Annotated in this window: 17 protein-coding genes; 7 read left to right on the top strand and 10 right to left on the bottom strand. The window is 53.5% G+C overall.

Going from position 1 to position 17,388, the window contains the following annotated elements; translation table 11 throughout:
- Positions 1-122 precede the first annotated feature (122 nt).
- A complete protein-coding gene (locus tag ACZ47M_RS01060; protein WP_315339349.1) occupies positions 123-896 on the bottom strand; it encodes a BtpA/SgcQ family protein in 774 nt (257 codons plus the stop codon).
- 90 nt (positions 897-986) lie between these two features.
- Between ACZ47M_RS01060 and ACZ47M_RS01055 the strand changes: the two genes are divergently transcribed.
- The gene (locus tag ACZ47M_RS01055) at positions 987-1,580 is read left to right on the top strand and encodes a PH domain-containing protein (RefSeq protein ID WP_315339347.1); all 594 of its coding nucleotides are present in this window, start codon (positions 987-989) and stop codon (positions 1,578-1,580) included.
- Positions 1,581-1,587: 7 nt separating this feature from the next.
- Here the strand turns inward: ACZ47M_RS01055 and ACZ47M_RS01050 are convergent, their stop codons facing one another.
- Positions 1,588-3,498 carry a S16 family serine protease gene (locus ACZ47M_RS01050; RefSeq protein ID WP_315339345.1) on the bottom strand — a complete coding sequence of 637 codons (1,911 nt, stop codon included), beginning with the start codon at positions 3,496-3,498 and terminating at the stop codon, positions 1,588-1,590.
- A gap of 166 nt (positions 3,499-3,664) precedes the next feature.
- Between ACZ47M_RS01050 and ACZ47M_RS01045 the strand changes: the two genes are divergently transcribed.
- From ACZ47M_RS01045 to ACZ47M_RS01035, 3 genes are read left to right on the top strand one after another with little or no spacing between them, the layout of a single operon-like run.
- Positions 3,665-4,210 carry a universal stress protein gene (locus tag ACZ47M_RS01045; protein ID WP_315339344.1) on the top strand — a complete coding sequence of 182 codons (546 nt, stop codon included), beginning with the start codon at positions 3,665-3,667 and terminating at the stop codon, positions 4,208-4,210.
- A gap of 9 nt (positions 4,211-4,219) precedes the next feature.
- The gene (locus tag ACZ47M_RS01040) at positions 4,220-5,506 is read left to right on the top strand and encodes an ArsB/NhaD family transporter (RefSeq protein ID WP_315339343.1); all 1,287 of its coding nucleotides are present in this window, start codon (positions 4,220-4,222) and stop codon (positions 5,504-5,506) included.
- Between the two features lie 9 nt (positions 5,507-5,515).
- Complete coding sequence (locus tag ACZ47M_RS01035; RefSeq protein WP_315339342.1) at positions 5,516-5,965, top strand: universal stress protein; 450 nt, start codon at positions 5,516-5,518, stop codon at positions 5,963-5,965.
- Here the strand turns inward: ACZ47M_RS01035 and ACZ47M_RS01030 are convergent.
- The gene (locus ACZ47M_RS01030; protein ID WP_315339341.1) at positions 5,962-7,272 is read right to left on the bottom strand and encodes a TldD/PmbA family protein; all 1,311 of its coding nucleotides are present in this window, start codon (positions 7,270-7,272) and stop codon (positions 5,962-5,964) included. The two genes, ACZ47M_RS01035 and ACZ47M_RS01030, sit on opposite strands and share 4 nt — an antisense overlap.
- Positions 7,272-8,636, bottom strand: coding sequence for a TldD/PmbA family protein (locus ACZ47M_RS01025; protein ID WP_315339340.1), 1,365 nt, complete (start codon positions 8,634-8,636; stop codon positions 7,272-7,274). Before ACZ47M_RS01025 ends, ACZ47M_RS01030 begins: the two co-directional genes overlap by 1 nt.
- A 180-nt stretch (positions 8,637-8,816) precedes the next feature.
- Between ACZ47M_RS01025 and ACZ47M_RS01020 the strand changes: the two genes are divergently transcribed.
- Positions 8,817-11,147 (top strand): alpha-amylase family glycosyl hydrolase, encoded by a 2,331-nt coding sequence (locus ACZ47M_RS01020; protein ID WP_315339338.1) that lies wholly within the window; start codon positions 8,817-8,819, stop codon positions 11,145-11,147.
- A gap of 39 nt (positions 11,148-11,186) precedes the next feature.
- Positions 11,187-11,822 (top strand): hypothetical protein, encoded by a 636-nt coding sequence (locus ACZ47M_RS01015; protein ID WP_315339337.1) that lies wholly within the window; start codon positions 11,187-11,189, stop codon positions 11,820-11,822.
- Positions 11,823-11,940: 118 nt separating this feature from the next.
- Here the strand turns inward: ACZ47M_RS01015 and ACZ47M_RS01010 are convergent, their stop codons facing one another.
- Genes ACZ47M_RS01010 through ACZ47M_RS00995 form a run of 4 tightly spaced genes read right to left on the bottom strand, consistent with a single transcriptional unit; the run spans position 11,941 to position 15,020 of the window.
- Positions 11,941-12,084 carry a hypothetical protein gene (locus ACZ47M_RS01010; protein WP_315339335.1) on the bottom strand — a complete coding sequence of 48 codons (144 nt, stop codon included), beginning with the start codon at positions 12,082-12,084 and terminating at the stop codon, positions 11,941-11,943.
- Complete coding sequence (locus tag ACZ47M_RS01005) at positions 12,074-12,367, bottom strand: DUF2103 domain-containing protein (protein ID WP_315339333.1); 294 nt, start codon at positions 12,365-12,367, stop codon at positions 12,074-12,076. Before ACZ47M_RS01005 ends, ACZ47M_RS01010 begins: the two co-directional genes overlap by 11 nt.
- A 31-nt stretch (positions 12,368-12,398) precedes the next feature.
- Positions 12,399-14,105, bottom strand: a complete 1,707-nt coding sequence (gene arcS, locus ACZ47M_RS01000; protein WP_315339332.1) for an archaeosine synthase subunit alpha — start codon at positions 14,103-14,105, stop codon at positions 12,399-12,401.
- 9 nt (positions 14,106-14,114) lie between these two features.
- On the bottom strand, positions 14,115-15,020 hold the full coding sequence (locus ACZ47M_RS00995) for a coiled-coil protein (protein ID WP_315339331.1): 906 nt from the start codon (positions 15,018-15,020) through the stop codon (positions 14,115-14,117).
- A 148-nt stretch (positions 15,021-15,168) separates the two neighbouring features.
- On the opposite strand from ACZ47M_RS00995, the gene ACZ47M_RS00990 reads away from it, so the two are divergent.
- A complete protein-coding gene (locus ACZ47M_RS00990; RefSeq protein ID WP_315339330.1) occupies positions 15,169-15,522 on the top strand; it encodes a cupin domain-containing protein in 354 nt (117 codons plus the stop codon).
- 20 nt (positions 15,523-15,542) lie between these two features.
- Here ACZ47M_RS00990 and ACZ47M_RS00985 read toward each other — a convergent pair whose 3' ends face one another.
- Positions 15,543-16,817, bottom strand: a complete 1,275-nt coding sequence (locus ACZ47M_RS00985) for a tRNA (N(6)-L-threonylcarbamoyladenosine(37)-C(2))-methylthiotransferase (RefSeq protein WP_315339328.1) — start codon at positions 16,815-16,817, stop codon at positions 15,543-15,545.
- Between the two features lie 48 nt (positions 16,818-16,865).
- Entirely contained in the window at positions 16,866-17,381 is a 516-nt protein-coding gene (locus ACZ47M_RS00980) for a CDP-2,3-bis-(O-geranylgeranyl)-sn-glycerol synthase (RefSeq protein ID WP_315340797.1), read from the bottom strand.
- Between the last annotated feature and the right edge of the window lie 7 nt (positions 17,382-17,388).

Genomic DNA, 17,388 nt, shown 5'->3' with positions numbered 1-17,388 from the left:
CCGCGATGGTTATGTCCGGTGGTAAGGATGGGGCAGATATAACCTTTTCCCTCAAACTGGCTTTCCTTGCCCGAGAAGAATGCACTCTTCCCACAGAAAAGAAAGGGGTTGACGGGGAAGCTTCATCCCCGAAGTTCTTTCGCCAGCTCGGCCAGTTTCCTTGCCCTTTCAGGGGAAACTTCGTTTTCGACCTTCCCATCCCGCTTGATCCAAGTGCCGACTATGAAGCCGTCCGCGTGCTTCCAAAGCTCCGAAAGGTTGTCATAGGTTGTTCCAGAGCCGACCAGAACCGGGACTGGAGAGATCCTCTTCGCCAGGGCAAGCCTCTCGATGTCAACCGGTTTCCCTGTAGCTTTTCCGCTTATCACAACGGCATCCGCCAACCCCCTCTCGACGGTGTCCCTGAGCGAGTCCTCGAAGTTGTCGAAATGAACAGCATGCTTTACGTGCACATCCGCGAAGACCTTGATTTTGCTAGGAAGAAGCCTTCTCAGCTTTGCGAGCCCGGGGGCAATGCCCTCTATGATCCCCTGGTCAGTGTAAGCCACGCCGCTGAGCACGTTCACCCTTATGAAATCCGCCTTTATTGCGTAAGCTATCGAGTAAGCGGCGATGCCGTCGTTGCGGAGGACGTTTATTCCCAGCGGAAGGGAAACCTCGTCGCGGATTTCCTTAGCAACAGCGGTGAAGGCCGCAACAGTGGTTTTGTCAACGTACTTCTGGAACGGAACGTCGCCGAAGTTTTCGACCATTATCGCGTCGAAGCCGGCTTCTTCAATTGCTTTTGCGTCCCTGAGGGCGGCCTCAATTACCCCATCGAGGTCGTCGTAGAGGTAGGAACCCGGGAGGGGTTTGAGGTGAACCATCCCTATGAGGGGCTTTTTCCCGAAGTCCATGACACCACCTTAGATATCAGAGAGTTTGGCGTTAAGAGGTTTCTGGCGGGGAAAAGTTGACATACTTGGTCATCTAAACTTCATAAGGTGATGGAAACGGAAAAGGAGGAAACCCAAAAGCTGCCCAAGCCAGTTCTCAGGCATCTCGAGCCAGATGAAAGGGTTCTTTTTTCAATCAAGAAAAAGATAAGCCTGGAAAAGCCAAAGTGGCTCCTTGTAACTGACAGGAGGATAATCTACCTCGACGAGAAGGTTCTCGGAAGGTACGACTTGAAGGCGCTCCCCTATCAGAAACTGGAGCAGGTAACCGTGAGGCTGGGTATAATGTCGTCCGAGTTCATAATAGAAGGGGAGGAGAACATAAAGCTCAGGCTTGGCTGGATGAACAGAGAGGAGGCAAGTAAGGCGATAAACGCGATTAAAGACGCCCTCAATGCCATAGCAATTGAACCCGTTTCGATAGAGGTGAAAAAGGGATTAACAGGCGAGACGTGGGTTCTGAAGAAGCCGAAGGAGCTCTTAACGAGAACCATGCCCGCTTACCAGCCAGTCCGGCCGGTCGCGAGAGAAGAGAAGGAAGATCCCCTTGAGAAGCTCAAGAAACTGAAGGAGCTCTACGACATGGGCGCCATAAGCCAGGAAGAGTACGAGGAGAAAAGGAAAAAGCTGCTGGAAGAAGTATAGAGAAAAGCTACCTGCGCCTTTTAATTACCAGCGGGAGCAGGGAGAAGGCAACAACTGCTACAGGGCCGCAGATGCCAGTCGAAGTCTCTTTTGACTGGGGAGCGGAAGATGAAGCGGTTGAAACCGTCGATGGCTCGAAGGGATTAGCTGGGAGTTCATTCTTTTCGCTGGGGTTCATCAGGAAGACTCCCGCGCTTTCCTTGGCGTACTGGTAGAATGTCATCGCGTTCGTTATGTCCTCAGTGGTGTTGCCCCTCTCGTAGCTCTCGGCAAACTCGTAGTAGGCTATAGCTATCAGCGGGTAAATGCCACTCATCTGGGCAAGACCTATAGCCGTTCTCGCGGCCTCTTTCATCTCCTGCAGTTTCTCCTGGAGAACCGTCATGTCGTCGATAGCTAATGTGTCCAGGAACACCTCCCCGCGGACTCTGGCTTCCATAGCGGTGAATATGGCCGCAGAGTACTTGCCGTCATCGTAGTACTCCTCTGCCTCCTCTATCGTGGACGTGAGGTCGTTACCGAGGACATCACCGTACATTGACTCTATGTAGGTGGCTATCAAGCTGGACTCATCTATGTAGTTCCTGGCCGTGGCCCTCAGGGATTCCCTCTCAATGACCTCGCCGCCGGCAAAGCGCTCCCCCAGTTCAGCCCAGAACCTGGCGGTTTGGATTCTCTCGTAAGAGTAGGCGGCCTCACCGACTGAGTCCCAGTAGTCGGAGTTGTAGTAGTACCTCCAGGCGTCCTGGAGGCTCCTCTTGGCCTCTTCAACCCTTTCCTCGGCGGCCGCCACTGCCTGAAGCATCGTATAACCTCTTATAGTTAGGTTAGAAACGAACGCCTCCGTGGAATTCAACTCCCCCTGAACGCGGTTGAGGAGGGAAGCTACCTCCTCTGGCCTGGAAACCTCCACGTACCACTGAACCTGTCTTATGATTATTCTCGCCTGAAAGTCCCTGCTGAGGGCGCTGTAATACATGCCGGAATCTATGTCCCTCCTGGCCCCGTCTATAATTCCCTTTGCCTGGTCGAGGGCCTGCTTGAGGGCAGTGTACGTGGAGTAATCAACGTTGCTGTTCCTGAGCTCTTCAAGGACTTTATTGTAGTAATCGGTCGTGTTCTGATAGTCCTGCTGGGCATCGTCCTTAAGGAAGGACGTGTCTATGACAACGGTGGGGGAAACCTCAGGCTTAGGAAGTCTGTGGCCGGTGAAGTAGTAGACAGCATCGTATATGTCAGCCACCTCCTTAACCTCAAGGCCCCAGCGCTCCTTAGCGTACTCCACAACGTCGACCTTCTCGCTCGTTGTTGTTATCTGAATAACCCCTCCTACGCTCCTATTCTGGGTCTCCTGAACCACCTGAATCCTCTGGCCCTGGGGGATGAGGAAGAGCTTTGAACCCGCGGAAGCGGCGGCCGATGCCTTCTCGAGTATGCCCCCCACTGGACCGATTGTGCCGTCAGGGTTTATCATGCCCGTCATCATGACGTCGTTTCTCACGCTCCAGCCTTCCAGGGCCGCTATTATGCCAACTGTCATAGTGGCGCCGGCGGATGGGCCGCCGATGATTGGCGTGTCAGCTTTCACCTGAATGAAGACATCGTATCCGCTCATGTTCTTTCCAGTAACTCTGCCCGCTATCTGGGTAGCCAGTCTTGCACTCGCCTGCATATCCACTTGAGCCAAAGGCCAGGTTTCGAGGTAAACGTGCCCGCTTCCCGGGGCAACTGTTATGACAAAGGTCGTTGCAACGCCGACCAGATTGCCCTCTGGTGTTTTTGCAACGGCCGGGGCCTTCAGGACCACCGTATTACCCCCGCTGGGACACTGAGCGGCCACTGGAGACGGCACCAGGAAGAGACTTCCGAGAACGATAAATGCCAACAGGAAACTAATCAGGGCCCTTCTTGAGTCCATTAGACCACCCCGAAGGAAATATCCAGGGGAAACTTAAAGGTTTCCATCAGCGCAACGGGTCATTTTCAACGTTTCCTCTACTCCCCAAATCCTCCGAGCAAAGTGCCTTCAAATGAACGATAACTTTAAAACTTAACGACCTAAAGCAGGCACCGAGGCGAAGGATATGGGCCTGTTCAGCGAGCTGATAGACAGAAAGTTCAGAAACATGGCTGAGAGACGCTACCGGGACATCCTGGAGGAATACCGGGAGTTCTTCCTGAGCGAGGAAGAGATGGTAATACCCGAGATAAACTCCATCCTCTTAGTTCTGGATCGGTATTCGGAGAAACCGGAAAAGGAGGTTTACGAGACCATATCAGCCTATCCCCATGCGGAGGTCTGCGTAATCTACACCATCGATGAAACCGTCGCCAGGCTTATATCGGCGACCCTCGGCGAAGAGGAAGCCAGGAAGTTCAGGGAAGTTGAAAGGGAACAAGGCGAAAAGCTGCTGAAAGAGGTAGAGGCCTCACTGAAGGAATTCGGCTTCGTAGTTAAGTCCAGACTCCTGTTCGGGGACAAAGGGGAGGTGGTTATAAACAGGGAGGATAAGTACGACCTCTTCGTCGTCTCCAGAAAATACGGTGGGGAAACGTCCAAAACCTCTCCGGTGAGTCCGCTCGTCATAAAGATAGTGCAGCACGTGGAGAAGCCAATAATGATGTACTGAGGTGAGAGTATGACAGTTAGCGGACAGGAGCTTTTTGCACTCGTGGTCTTCATAGGAGCCTACGCGGCGATAATGTCGGAAAAGATACACAGAACGGTAGCCGCCATGGTGGGAGCCTCCCTAATACTGATCGCCAAAACGGTTCCATGGGAAAAACTTCCCGAGTACCTCGACCTCGACACCATACTCCTCCTGGCGGGGATGATGGTAATCGTGAACATATCCCGGGAAAGCGGTCTCTTTGAGTACATAGCAATAAAGACGGCAAAGCTCTCAAAGGGTAGCCCCATGAAAGTTCTCCTGCTTTTCGCGGTCGTTACAGCGGGTGTAAGCGCTTTTCTCGACAACGTTACCACCGTCCTCCTCTTGACTCCCATGCTTCTCTATATAACCAGGCAGATGGAGATAAACCCAGTGCCGTTTTTATTAGCTGAGATCTTCGCATCAAACATAGGCGGAACGGCCACACTCATAGGAGACCCCCCGAACATTATGATAGCCTCTGCAGCAGGACTTAGCTTTAACGACTTCCTGGTCAACATGGCTCCGATAGCTTTCCTCAACCTCTTCATCACCGTGGGGATTATCTACCTGGCCTACAGAAGTGCCATGAAAGCCCATAAGGAGCGTGAGGAGAGGATAAAACTGACCATAATGAGCCTCAACGAAGGCGACGCCATAAGGGACAGAAGTTTGTTCAAGAAGTCCCTGACAATAATAGGGCTGGTAATCTTGGGGTTCTTTTTCCACGACAAACTTGGAGTCGAGCCGGCTGTGATAGCCCTCACGGGGGCTTCAGTACTGCTCCTCTGGAGCAGGGCATCACCCGAGGAAGCACTGGAGAAGGTCGAATGGGCAACGCTGTTCTTCTTTGGAGGGCTCTTCATCATAGTTGGCGCACTGGTGGAGACCGGGGCAATAGCCCAGGTAGCCAGCTGGATGATGGGACACATACACAGCGAAGGTGAAGCCATAGCCATAATAACCTGGTTCTCGGCCATATCAAGCGCCGTCGTGGACAACATACCTCTTACCGCCACGCTAATACCGATAATAAAAGCGATGGGCGGAACTCTCAACGTCTATCCGCTCTGGTGGGCCCTCTCTCTGGGGGCGTGCCTGGGAGGAAACGGCACAGCGATAGGGGCAAGTGCCAACGTTGTCGTCATAGGAATGGCCCACAGGGAGGGAATAAGAATAACCTTCGGGGATTTCCTCAAGATCGGGATGACAATAATGATACTCACCGTTGCCGCGGGGATGGGAATAATATGGGTGAGGTACGTTGGACTGTGAGGTGGTAGCATGAGAATACTGGTTTTGGTAGATGGCTCGAAGTGGAGCCAGAAAGCCGCCCTCCAGGCTTTTTCAATAGCGAAGAGGAAGAAGGCAAAGGTAATCCTATACTCTGTCCTCGACAGAAGGGAAGCAAGAGCCATAGCGGTTCAGCTCAGCATGAGAAGGGGCAACATAGAGGAGCTTCAAAAGTTTGAGGAGACGGTGTGGGAGGAAATGAAGAAGAGCATCCACGAGATAACCACTGCATTGCTCGGCGTGGCGAGGGAAGAGGGCGTAAACTGCTCCATAAAGGTAAGGGAAGGAAACGCAAAGGAAGAAGTACTGAGAGAGGCCAACAGTGGAGAATACACTCTAGTGGTCATGGGAGCCTTTGGAAAGAGCGGAAAGACGAGGATAGGCTCCCTGCTGGAAGAGGTCATAGGGAAGATAAATCCCCCGGTTATAGTAGTTCGTTAAACTACCTTTCCGTGGGTAACGAGACCTGGAACGTAGGCCGGGCCAATCCTCTCCCCCTTTTTCCCAGCTGCTTCCGCTTTTTTCAGGATTTCAAAGACGTTCCCAACGAACATGTTGCCCTTTATGGGAATCTTTTCCTCACCTTCAACCCGGTAGCCCAGTTCAACCGTGAGTGCGAAGTCCCCGCTTACGGGATTGGCGGTGTGCTCACCGAAGACCCTCGAAATTATAACCCCCTCAAACTCCTCCTCGCCGTAGTCTCCAGGTTCGACGACCACGTTGCTGAACCCTATTTGGGGTACCGTTCTAAAGTCCCGGACAGCGTTTCCAGTGCTGGAATATCCCATAAGGGAAGCGAACGTGTGATCAAGAACAAAGCCCCTCAGGATGCCTTTCTCAACCAGGGGCGTCCTCTGGCCCGGGCTACCTTCCCCATCAAAGGAGTAACTCCCAACGCCCCCCGGAACCGTCGGGTCGTCGAAAATCGAAAGGATATCCGAAGATACTTCCTCTCCCGGTCTGGAGAACCTTGAGCGGCCGTTGTAGACGTTATCCCCCCGGAGGTTTTCAAGGAAGATGGAGAGAACCGAGAGGAAAGCACTCGGCTCTAAGAAAACCTCTCCTTCATAGGGTTTTCCCGGTTCAGCGTTGTAGTTATCTTCCGCAAGGGACAACGCCTTCTCCAGGATATCATACCTCTCTTCCCAGCCCTTCAGACTGCGATAACTCTGGCCGTAGTAGCCACTTCCGCTCTTCAACCCCTTCTTAACGACGTAGGAGGATATGCTGAAGCCCGTGCTCTTCTCCATCAGTTCAACCCCATTGGAGTTCAGGACACCGTAGTGAACAAAGCCCATGCTCAGGGAACCCGAAAATGTATAGGAACCACCAAGTTCAGCTTTTTTCTCAGCCATAATAGAAGAAAAGTGTCTGGCAAGCTCGTAGGCTTCTTCAAAGGGAATTTCCTCAATTTCGGGGTCGTAGATGTCACCAACTTTTTCAACTTTTCCCGGAGAGGGAAATCCACTGAAGGGGACGTTTCCAACTTCAGCGAGCTTTATGGCCCTTTTAACAAGGTCTTCAAGGGTGTCACTGGTGTGGCTAAGGCCGGACACGTATGAAAAGCCCATCTTGCCCTTCAGGCCGATCCTGAGCCCTATACCAGAGGAGAACTTTCTCTGGGCCTTCTCCAGGGTTTCACGTTCTATGCCAAACGAACCAACCCTGCCCCTCTCCCAGTAGATCTCCCACTCAACGTCTTCCCGTTCCAGGATTCTGACCAGCTTTTCAATGTAATCGGGAATCACTACTTCAACCCCCCAACGGTTGCCTTCGTCAAAACGTGAGGCCCGCCGTCATCCACCGGAACCCACTGACCCTTGCCGCAGTAACCGGGGAACTCCACCCTAACGTCGCGCCCAACGGCCATCACATTCCTGAGAACGTCCAGGATTCCCCCGGAGAGAGAAACATCGCGGAGATGCTTCGTTATCCTTCCGTTCTCGACCAGATAGCCCTCCTTGGCGCCAAAGGTGAAGGTGCCGCTGGCTATGTCCACCTCTCCTCCCTTGTCCCCTATCATGTAGAGCCCGTTCCTGAGTTCTTCCACCATTTCATCAAATGACCAGTCCCCGGGCTCAACGTAGGTGTTGCTCATCCTCACGAGGGGCTGGTGAGCGTAGCTCTGGGCCCTTCCGTGACCGTTGGGTTCGAGCCCCAAAACAGCGGAAGTTTCCCTGTCGGTGAGGTACTCCCTGAGAATGCCGTCCTTTATGATCTCAACCCTCTTAGCTTTGACTCCCTCGTCGTCGTAGGGGTAAGAGCCGAACTTTCCGGGCAAAGTTGGATCATCGACGACAGTTAATCCATCAACGGCTATCTTTTCCCCAAGCTTTCCGGCCAGGATGCTCTCACCGTTTTTAACGGAGTCGGCCTCTACTGCATGCCCTAGGGCCTCGTGGATGAAAACTCCCGTGAGTTCGGGATCCATGAGAACTTTAAATTCCCCCGAAGGCGGCGAAGCCGCTTTTAGAAGCTCCATCGCCTTTCCGGCAACGAAAGGTCCCCAGTGGCTTAAATCGACTTCTTCAACCATTTCAAAACCCCCGACCCCCCCGAAGACCTTCCAGTACTGCTGCATCTCCCCGGCCGAGTGAGCGGTTGCAGAAATTGACAGCCTCACACGGGAGACAACAGTTCGAATCTCGCTTCCAAGGGAATTTATGAAAACCTGCTCATTAACAGAATCGTCATAGTGCACGCTCCGGTTTTTTATGCTGTCCCCCTCAAGGGAAGAACCAGCCCCCCTCACGAGGGAGAGCTTATCCTCTAAGTCAACTTCCGAAACCTTTTTCCTCCCGAGCATCTCGACGTCATCCCTCACCGGGTCGCCAAGGTATATTCTGGAGCTCCCACCTGAAAGGCTGGCTATCTTTATCGCTATTTTTATAACCTCCTCAGCCCTCGAAAGGTCGTTGGCCGATGAAAAACCCCATGAAGATTTAAACGCCCTGACCCCTATGCCCATCTCAACGTTTGACGAGAGCTCTTCAAGTCTGTCGTTCTGAAGGGATATGGAAGTTAAACCAGAGCGGCTTATTCTTATGTCGAAGTACTCAACGTGGTACCTCTCGGCCAGCCTCTCAGCTATTCTAAGGAGCCTCTCCTCCATCCAACCACCCCGGAGAAACCACGAAGGGGACTCAAAAGAGAGCCTTAATAAACATTGCGTGGGTCTCCACACTGGCAATGCCGCCCATGTCACAAAGGCCACCGATCCAGAACTTATCGTTGAGTGGCTCGGGGACTAAAGTTTTTAGGCATTCGGTTTTATCACTCCCGGTGATTGTTGTTGAGAAGGCTGTGGGTTCTACTCCTCATCCTCCTGCTCCCCCAGGCGGGAGCAACGAGCTTCCATGTTCCGGAGAGGAGCGTTATTTACCAGGTTATGGTCGACAGGTTCTACGACGGGAACGCAAGCAACAACGGACCGTTTTATGATCCGAGCCATTCCAATTACAGGATGTACTGGGGCGGTGACCTGGAAGGACTCATCGAAAAGCTCGACTACATAAAGAGCCTCGGAATAACCGAGATATGGATATCACCAATCAACGACAACATCAACACCCTAGCCTACGGTTCCGCCCCCTATCACGGCTACTGGCCCAGGGACTTCAAAAGAATAGAGGAGCACTTCGGAACATGGGAGACGTTCAGGAAGCTCGTTGAAGAAGCTGAAAAGAGGGGAATGTGCATAATAGTTGACTACGTCCCCAACCATTCGAACCCTACCAGTGATGGCGAGTTTGGAAAGCTTTACGACAATGGAACTCTCATTACCAACTACCTCTACGACGCGGAGAAGGCCGTTATAAACCCCTACACGGGTAGCAGGGAGTACATCTACCATCACAACGGGGGCATAAGCGAGTGGTACGGGTTCCAGCTCAAATACGCTAACCTCTACGACCTGGCTGATTTCAACCAGCACAACCCCTTCGTGGACAGCTACCTGAAGGAAGGGGCAGAACTCTTCCTTAAGGCAGGTGCCTGCGGCTTCAGGATTGACGCCGTGAAGCACATGGATCTGGGCTGGTTAGAAACCTTCTATCTCTACCTCTACTCCCGCTCCAGCGTTCCGCTCTTCATCTACGGGGAATACTATAACCTGGATCCAAGCAGAACCGACGACCTCTACTTCTTCTACCAGTACTCAAACGTTACTTCACTCCTCAGCATTCCAGTAAGGGGTAAAATAGCGAACACGTTCGCCTATGGTGGAAGCTTCGAAAGCCTGGCCCGCGACCTGGAAGAATACTACTCAACCTTCGTCTATCCGAACAAGGCCGTAAACTTCCTCGACAACCACGACCTCGTCAGGTTTCTCAACATGAACCCCGACAAAAACCGCTTCCACATGGCACTCGCACTCACCATGACTCTCCCCGGGATACCCGTAATCTACTACGGTGATGAGAGCTACCTCGTCAGCAAGGACGGCAAAGGCGACCCCTACAACAGACCTATGATGGTCTTCAACAACACAACGGAGGCGGCGAGGATAATAAGAACCCTGGCAGAGCTCAGGAAGCGGAACGATGCCCTCGCCTACGGGGACTTCAGAACCATTCACGCGGAGTACTCCCTGTGGGTCTTCAGGAGGGACTTCGGGAACCACAGCCTCGTGGTTGTGCTCAACGAAGGGGATGACAAAAACTTAAGCCTGGCGCTCGACTGGGGAGATGGAACCTACACGGACGTGATAAACGGAATCAACATGACCGTAAAAGATGGAAACGCCATCCTTCACGCTCCCAAGGACAGCGTTCTCGTGTTCCACAGGGAAGGCGTTCAGAAAAAGCCACTGATAGGCTCAATAACGCCCTATTCAGCCCAGCCCGGAAACCTGGTGGCGCTGGCCGGAGCGTCCTTTGGAAGGACGGGCAGGGTAATAGTGGGTGGAAAGGAGGCACAGATCATCAACTGGAGCGATGACCTGATAATCTTCAGGGTTCCAGAAGTTGAAACCGGCTCCCCATGGGCTGACGTTTACATAAAGACCAACTATGGGGAGAGCAACCGCGTGAAACTCCGCTATTATAGAAAAGACGTTATACCCGTCCTGGTGGCCGTAAAAGGGAGCGACCTCCAGGGATATCTCTGGATAAGGGGCAACGCACCGGAGCTTGCCGAACCCATGCCCCTGATAAAGTCCTCAACTGGCTACTACTTCACGGTTGTTCCACTACCCGAAGGTGTTCCCTTCGAGGTAGAGATCCTGGACGGCCTCCCGTGGGAGGGGCTGGTATCTACCGGAAAAGTTTACCACGGGGTGGCCAACTGGACGACCCTGCTCGAGCCAGGACCGCTTCCAAGGCCAACAACCACTACCACCTCAACCACAACGACAACTACAACGACGAGCACATCGACCACAACAACTACCACCCACACGACCACCTCAACTTCACTCTCTTCCACTACAACGACCAGCAAAATCACCACGTCAAGCTCTTCGACGACTACCACAACTACCTCTGAGACAACCACCAGTAGTTCCAGCAGCCCAAGCTCAAGTTCGAGTTCAAGCACCACTACTACCGGCCAGAAGGGTGGAATCTGCGGCCCAAGCTCGGTTCTTCTTATGGCCTTTCTGCCCCTCCTCAAGAGGAGGGGTTAGCCTTTTAATTTCCCCTCCAATACAACTTCGGGTGAGAGAATGCCCTACCTGGTGATCGAGCACCTTGAAGAGATAGGCGAGTGGGTTCTCCTGGAGTACAGCCACGCGGCCGAGTGGTGGGGGGATAGGCTGATATTCACCAACGTCCGCGAGGAGGAGAGGGAGAGATTGGCCAAGCTCGGAAGCGTTTTAGCTGAAAGCGTAACAAGGTTTCCCTTCGATAGGTCAAAGCTCATAATCCTCGACCCCTTCGCGGAGGAAGAGCTGAAGCCGGAGGAGGTCGGGGAGGACAGCATAATCGTCATTGGGGGAATCCTCGGCGACTTCGAGTTCACGGGGAAGACCAAGAAGTTCATAACCGAGAGGATCGAAGGCGCCAAAGCGAGACACATCGGGAGCGTGCAGTTCTCCATAGACGGCTCGGCGATAGTGGCGAAGCTCATCGCGGAGGGGAAGAGACTTGAGGAAATCGAGTACGAGCTGAACCCCACGATAAAGCTCGACGAGTTCAGCGAGATAACGCTCCACTATGCAGTACCAAAGCTGAACGGGAAGCTTCTCCTCACGCCGGGACTGGTAGAGCTCCAGAGGAGGGAGCTGGGCTACACTGAGGGGGAGGAGATAAGCGACGAGGAACTAATCGAGTTCTTTGAGGGGAAAAGGGAGCTGGGATGAGCCCGCTGGAGACTCACGGGCGCCCGCGCACCTCAAATAACCCTCTCCCCAGCGCCCCCTCACAATTCCCAGTCCTTTTCTCTTCCCCTCAAACTTCTCGGGTATGTAGCATAAAATTTCAATCCCCAACGATTCCCGCCTTCCAGAGGAGCCTTAGAACGTCGCTCGACCTCTCAGTGAAGTGCCCTCCACGGAAGGCCTTTGAGACAACGACGACACTGTCCTTGAGGGTTTCGCATGGTTGCTGTATCTCATTTTTCATTCCCAAAAAGCACCTCAATTTCCTCCCAAACCCTCGCCCTGTCGGCCCTATCAACGACCAGAAATACCTCCTGAACGCTCCCATCGCTCTTGGCGACGAGCTTTAGGCCGGTCCGGGTTTCCCTAGTCACCTTTATCTCGAAGCCCCGAGAATCGCTCGCATATATCCTGCCCGGGATGACCTTCTTGACCCCCGGAATCCGGGCTATCTCTTCGAGCGGCCTCTCGAGCCCCTTGAGAAAGTGGTGCTCCCTTTTGACGCCTTTGCGGAGGTGCCTTGGCATGGTAAAGGAAGGCAGAAAAGGTTTTTAGGCGTTACGCCCTCTTCCTGACCTTAACCGCGACGCCCTTCTTGGCCCTGACCATCTCCTCTCCGCTGAGAACGGCCTTCCCCACGCCGACAACCTTCCCGTCCCTCACAATCCCAACTACGTCATCTGGCCTTATCCTCTCATCGGCCTCGTTCACGCCAACGGCAAAAACATCCCCGCGGAGCTCGAAGTCTATCTTCACCCAGTAGGCCTTAAGCCTGTCGTAAATCCTCTGCATTCCAAAGGGCGTGACGCTTATGACCCCATCCTCAAAGGTTCCTGTCTGCTGGTCATCAACAAAGAGGCGGAGCATCTTAGAGCCCTTGACCTGGCCGTTTTCTGGAAGAACGGCCTCCCCAGCTCCTGCGCCGAAATAAAAGTCGAAGACCTTCCTTATGTCCTCGAAGTAGCGGTAGGCTCTGTCCTCCTTGGTTCCCTCAAGCGGGAACTCCTTCAGGGTTTCGGTTAGAGAGCCCAGGCTCTCCTTACTCGTCGTGCCGTTCTTCACTTCCGTGAATATTATCTCCCTCCCGGTCATCTCAGAGGCGAGCCTGGCTATCTCGACGTAGGCCTCATCGAGGTGCGCTATAATGGGAACGTCCTTCGAGTACTTTTCGAGGGTTTCAGCAAGCAGTTCAGCGGCCGGCTTTATCTCCTCTTCGCCCCAGTGGCCGGTGACGACAATGTCGTATTTAGCTAACCACTCCCACTCCCTCGGGACGACGCCGAAGGGAGAGGTTAGGACAAGCTCGTGGACTTTGCTTGTTCCGGAGCCTAAAGCCTCCTTCATAGCTTTCCTGTAGAGGGTGTGGGAACGAGAGAGGGAGTAGGGCTTTTTAGCCGAGCACGGGAAGAGCAGGACTAACTCGGTGTTTTTAGGCGGAACGAAGCGCTCCTTAACGCGGGAGTGCCAGCGCTTAACTTCCGGTCTCCTGATCGAGGCGTCACTTATGAAGTAGACCGTCTCCTTCTGGATCGGCGTGTACTTTTCGAGGTAGTCGGAGTGCTCCAGATCCGCTATGCGGAGTATCCCGGCGTGATACTGAGTTGGGAAGTAGTTTTCCACCAGGTAACGGAGTTTCCCCTCTTCGAGGGCCTTTCTGACCTCAAGGATGGTCTTCCTCGCGAAGTCGAGGGAGTTTGGCTCATCGCTCCAGAGGAGGGGGCTGAACTGGGTGAAGCCTTTGCCTTCGAAATCGTAGAGCTTCAGCGAGCGCGTATCGAAGGCGTCAACGCCGAGGTAAACGGCCAGGGGATAGAAGAAAGGCTCCAAATCGGTTATTATCATGACGTTGGGAAACCTCTCGCGGAGCTGGCGCAGGATTCTTACGAAGTAGCGGTACTCCTTGATTAGGATCTTAGAGTTGCCGAGATAAACTGCCTCAAAGCCGTGTCTCTTTATTATCTTAAAGAACTCCCCCAGGTACTCGGTTCTCCTCAGGGCTGGCAGGTAAAAGGCGTTGAAGCCCCCATAGTTTACGCTCCAGAGCCTTCCGATGGCCTTCTCTATAATCTCTCCGGGTGTGTAGAAGCCGAGGGGTATCGACGGGGCCAGGTTGAAGTCGTAATTCCCTGGCCCATCCGGGTGGAAGAAGGAGTTGAAGGGGGAGAGAGTGAAGTCTACCCCTGCCAGGGCAGGCGTCCTGAATGAATAATCTCCTACGCGAACTAACCCAAGCCTTCCCGGGCCTTCGTGTTTGAGGACTTCCATAGCGAGGCCTCAGACGAGGTTGTACCTCTGGAGGAGCAGGAGCTCGTCGAGCGTAAGCTTCTCACCGCGCTTGAACTTCTCAAGGGCCTCGACCGCCCTGTCAAAGTTGCTGTCCTTCTTGGCCCTCATCTGGGCGACGAGCTTGTAGGCTATGAGCTCCTTGTGCTTCTCGTCGTACTCCTGTATCTTCCTCTCAATCTCCCTGAGCTGTTCCCTGATTTCGCGAACCTTCTCGCGCAGTTCGACTACCTTCTGGTGGTACTCATCGGCCTCCTTCTTTATTTCGTCGGCCTGGTTGAATGCCTGTATCATCTGCTCGTGGAACTGCTGGCTCTGGTTTGCCAGCTTCTGTATCTCAAGGCTTATCGCCTTCCTTGCCTTCTTAAGCTGGTTCACCTTCTTCCTCGTCTCAACGAGTTTCTTGTGGAAGCGGTCAGCCTGCTGGATTATCTCAAGCTCGGTTGCGAGAACCTGTATCTGATCAACGATCTGCTTTTCCCTCTCAGGGGTGATGTTGGGGTTGGTCTGGAGCTCCCACTCAAGCTTCTCAATTTTTTCCTGTATCTTTTCCGCGGGCATCTTCAGTCTTCTGAGCTGGTTGTACTCATCCCTCTTTGTTCTGTACTCGAGTATCTCCTGATAGAGGATGTCGAGCTGTGCGTTGATCTCCTCCCGGTTCTTCTTGAGCTGCTTTATCTGCTCATTGATTTCATCCCTCTTGGCCTGGTATTCTCTGGCCTTCTGCCTGAGCTGTTGCACTTCCTTGTTCTTCTCGTCCCTTTTCTGAACCCAGTCCTGAAGTTCTTTTTCAAGCGCATCGAGTTTGGCCCGGATTTCATTTCTTTCCTTCTCCAGGGCCTCCAATTCTCTCTTGATGCTCTTTATCTCTTCTGGGTCTACTTTGACCGTTGGCATCGCTCTTACCCCTCTCCTCTTTTTAGAACAGCTCTCTCAAATCAGCTTTCTAGTGAGGGATTGAAGAAGCAAATAAAAACTTTTTGGATTCGGGGTGGGGGTTCGATTGGTTTAAATACACAGAACCCGAATACCCTGTGGTGATACCATGTTCGTCGGCCACTATAAGGACGTTCCCGAGGAGGAGACGGGTTTTGAGGGAGTAACCATCAGGTGGCTGGTTTACCCGAAGCTGGGGGCCAGGAACTTTGCCATGAGGTACTTTGTCATGAGGAAGGGCTCGGAGATACCGATACACCAGCACGACTGGGAGCACGAGATATTCATAGTCAGAGGGGAGGGGATGATCACAAACGGGAAGGAGGAGCACCACGTTAAGGCCGGGGACTTCCTCTACCTCCCGCCCAACGAGCCCCACGGTTACAAAGCCACGGGAGAAACCCTGGAATTCCTCTGCATTATCCCGGCGAAAAAAGAAGCCGTCCCGGAGAAGAAGTGGTGATAATTTACCCTTTCGCTCTTTTATTCATGTCCGCCCAGGAGGTATGTGGCGCTCGCCTTGGTGACCTTGACCTCAACCAACTCCCCCGGCTCACCGGAGTCGAGGATTATCTCCTTGTAGTTGAAGGTTCTCCCCTCAACACCGCCCTTCTCTCCAGGACCGTGGACGAGAACCTCAACTTTCTTACCGAGGTAGGACTGGTTTATCTCGTAGGCTATCCCGAGCCTGAGCCTGTGAAGAACCCTGGAGCGCTCCTTCACCTTCCAGCCCGGCAACTGCTTCCACTTTGCCGCTATCGTTCCGGGCCTCGGTGAATAGCGGGAGACGTTTATTTTGTCAGGCCTCACACGCTTCACGAGCTCGAGGGTGTTCTCAAAGGCCTCGTCAGTCTCGCCGGGAAAGCCGACTATTATGTCCGTGTTGAGGTTCAAACCCGGAACCTTTCTCCTGAACTCCTCGACTATTTCTTCAAACTCCTCGACGGTGTAGTTCCGGCCCATTCTCCTTAAAACCCCGTTGTCGCCGCTCTGAACCGGGAGATGAAGGAACTTGTAGACCTTCCCGCTCTGGTAGGCATCGATGAGCTCGTCGAGTATCCTTATTACATGGTTCGGGTTCATCATGCCGACCCTGACGCGGAAGTTGCCCTCGATGGCCGTTATCTCTTCGAGGAGTTTGGCTAAGTTAGTGCCTATATCAAAGCCATAGCAGCCTGTGTCCTCGCTGGAGAGCTGTATCTCCTTGTAACCCCTGTTCAGAGCCTCTTTCACCCACTTAACGATGAGTTCTGGCTTATAGCTCTTCAAAACGCCCCTCGCAAAGCGGGTTGAGCAGTAGGTGCAGGCGTTGAGACAGCCCTCGCTTATCGGAACCACGAAAACAACACCGGACTTCCAGAGACGGGGAAGTTCAAGCTTATCTAAATTCCTCTCGCGCCAGCTCTCAACGCTGACGAACTTTTCTCCCCTCTCTGCTCCCTCCACGGCCTCGGCTATTCTGTCTATGCTCTTAACGCCGAGGATTCCAGAAACGCGGGGGTCTATGGCGGAGGGATTGACGTGGGGAAGGCAACCGGTGACGATTACCTTCTTCCCGGAGTCAAGGAGCTCCTTTATGCGCTTCTTCATGTGCTTCTCGGTGGGGTCCTTCACGGCGCAGGTGTTCACCACAACGTAATCGGCATCCTCGGGAGTTTCAGCGAGGTCATAGCCTGCCCTAACAAGTATGGCCTCCATTATCTCTCCGTCCGCCTTGTTCCTGGTACAGCCGTAGGTCTCAATGTGAACCCTGACCATCGGACGGACTTGGGAAGGGGGTTTTAAAAAGTTGAGTGGGCGAAAGTGTTACCAGGGGACGCTCTTCCAGCCCATCCTGTAGGCGAAATAGTTGGCGGACCAGTGGATGAAGGGCGTGAGGATCAGGAGGGCAAGCATCTGGCCGGAAGAGATTGTCTTAACCGGATAAGCAAAGGCCAGGGCACTTATCAGGAACCCCAGCTGGTCGAGGCCAATGGCGGGATAACCCCTCGGGAGGTCCAAGCGTCGCTTTATGAAGCTCCCCACGAGGTCGCCGATGAGGGCACCAAAGGAGAGAAGAAATGCCAGCAGGAGGGCGGTTTTAAAGGGGCCGTAAAAGCCGGGAGTTATGAAGTACTGGATTGCACCGACGAGCGTTCCAGTTGCAAGGCCGCCAAAAAAGCCCCTCCAGGTCTTCCCATCCCCGAATATCCTCCTCCCATCCCGCCAGGTCCTTCCCCCGTCCATCGGCCTTCCCCCGCCGAGCACCACGGGAGAGGCATTGGCAAAGTAAGCCGGGAGTATGTACCAGAACGCCCAGAGGAGAGATGAAAGCCAGCCCATTGATTCC

The sequence above is a fragment of the Thermococcus waiotapuensis genome, from assembly GCF_055384795.1.
The sequence above is the reverse complement of the archived record's forward strand: the minus strand, read 5'-3'. Positions and strand labels throughout refer to the sequence as shown.

Bases quoted from the DNA above. Each gene is read 5' to 3' on its own strand.
- ACZ47M_RS01025 (WP_315339340.1), bottom strand. From the start codon at position 8,636: ATGGAGGAGAGGCTCCTTAGAATAGCTGAGAGGCTGGCCGAGAGGTAC.
- ACZ47M_RS01015 (WP_315339337.1), top strand. From the start codon at position 11,187: ATGCCCTACCTGGTGATCGAGCACCTTGAAGAGATAGGCGAGTGGGTT.
- arcS (WP_315339332.1), bottom strand. From the start codon at position 14,105: ATGGAAGTCCTCAAACACGAAGGCCCGGGAAGGCTTGGGTTAGTTCGC.
- ACZ47M_RS00990 (WP_315339330.1), top strand. From the start codon at position 15,169: ATGTTCGTCGGCCACTATAAGGACGTTCCCGAGGAGGAGACGGGTTTT.
- ACZ47M_RS01050 (WP_315339345.1), bottom strand. From the start codon at position 3,498: ATGGACTCAAGAAGGGCCCTGATTAGTTTCCTGTTGGCATTTATCGTT.
- ACZ47M_RS01040 (WP_315339343.1), top strand. From the start codon at position 4,220: ATGACAGTTAGCGGACAGGAGCTTTTTGCACTCGTGGTCTTCATAGGA.
- ACZ47M_RS00985 (WP_315339328.1), bottom strand. From the start codon at position 16,817: ATGGTCAGGGTTCACATTGAGACCTACGGCTGTACCAGGAACAAGGCG.
- ACZ47M_RS00980 (WP_315340797.1), bottom strand. From the start codon at position 17,381: ATGGGCTGGCTTTCATCTCTCCTCTGGGCGTTCTGGTACATACTCCCG.
- ACZ47M_RS01045 (WP_315339344.1), top strand. From the start codon at position 3,665: ATGGGCCTGTTCAGCGAGCTGATAGACAGAAAGTTCAGAAACATGGCT.
- ACZ47M_RS01005 (WP_315339333.1), bottom strand. From the start codon at position 12,367: ATGCCAAGGCACCTCCGCAAAGGCGTCAAAAGGGAGCACCACTTTCTC.
- ACZ47M_RS01055 (WP_315339347.1), top strand. From the start codon at position 987: ATGGAAACGGAAAAGGAGGAAACCCAAAAGCTGCCCAAGCCAGTTCTC.
- ACZ47M_RS00995 (WP_315339331.1), bottom strand. From the start codon at position 15,020: ATGCCAACGGTCAAAGTAGACCCAGAAGAGATAAAGAGCATCAAGAGA.
- ACZ47M_RS01060 (WP_315339349.1), bottom strand. From the start codon at position 896: ATGGACTTCGGGAAAAAGCCCCTCATAGGGATGGTTCACCTCAAACCC.
- ACZ47M_RS01010 (WP_315339335.1), bottom strand. From the start codon at position 12,084: ATGAAAAATGAGATACAGCAACCATGCGAAACCCTCAAGGACAGTGTC.
- ACZ47M_RS01035 (WP_315339342.1), top strand. From the start codon at position 5,516: ATGAGAATACTGGTTTTGGTAGATGGCTCGAAGTGGAGCCAGAAAGCC.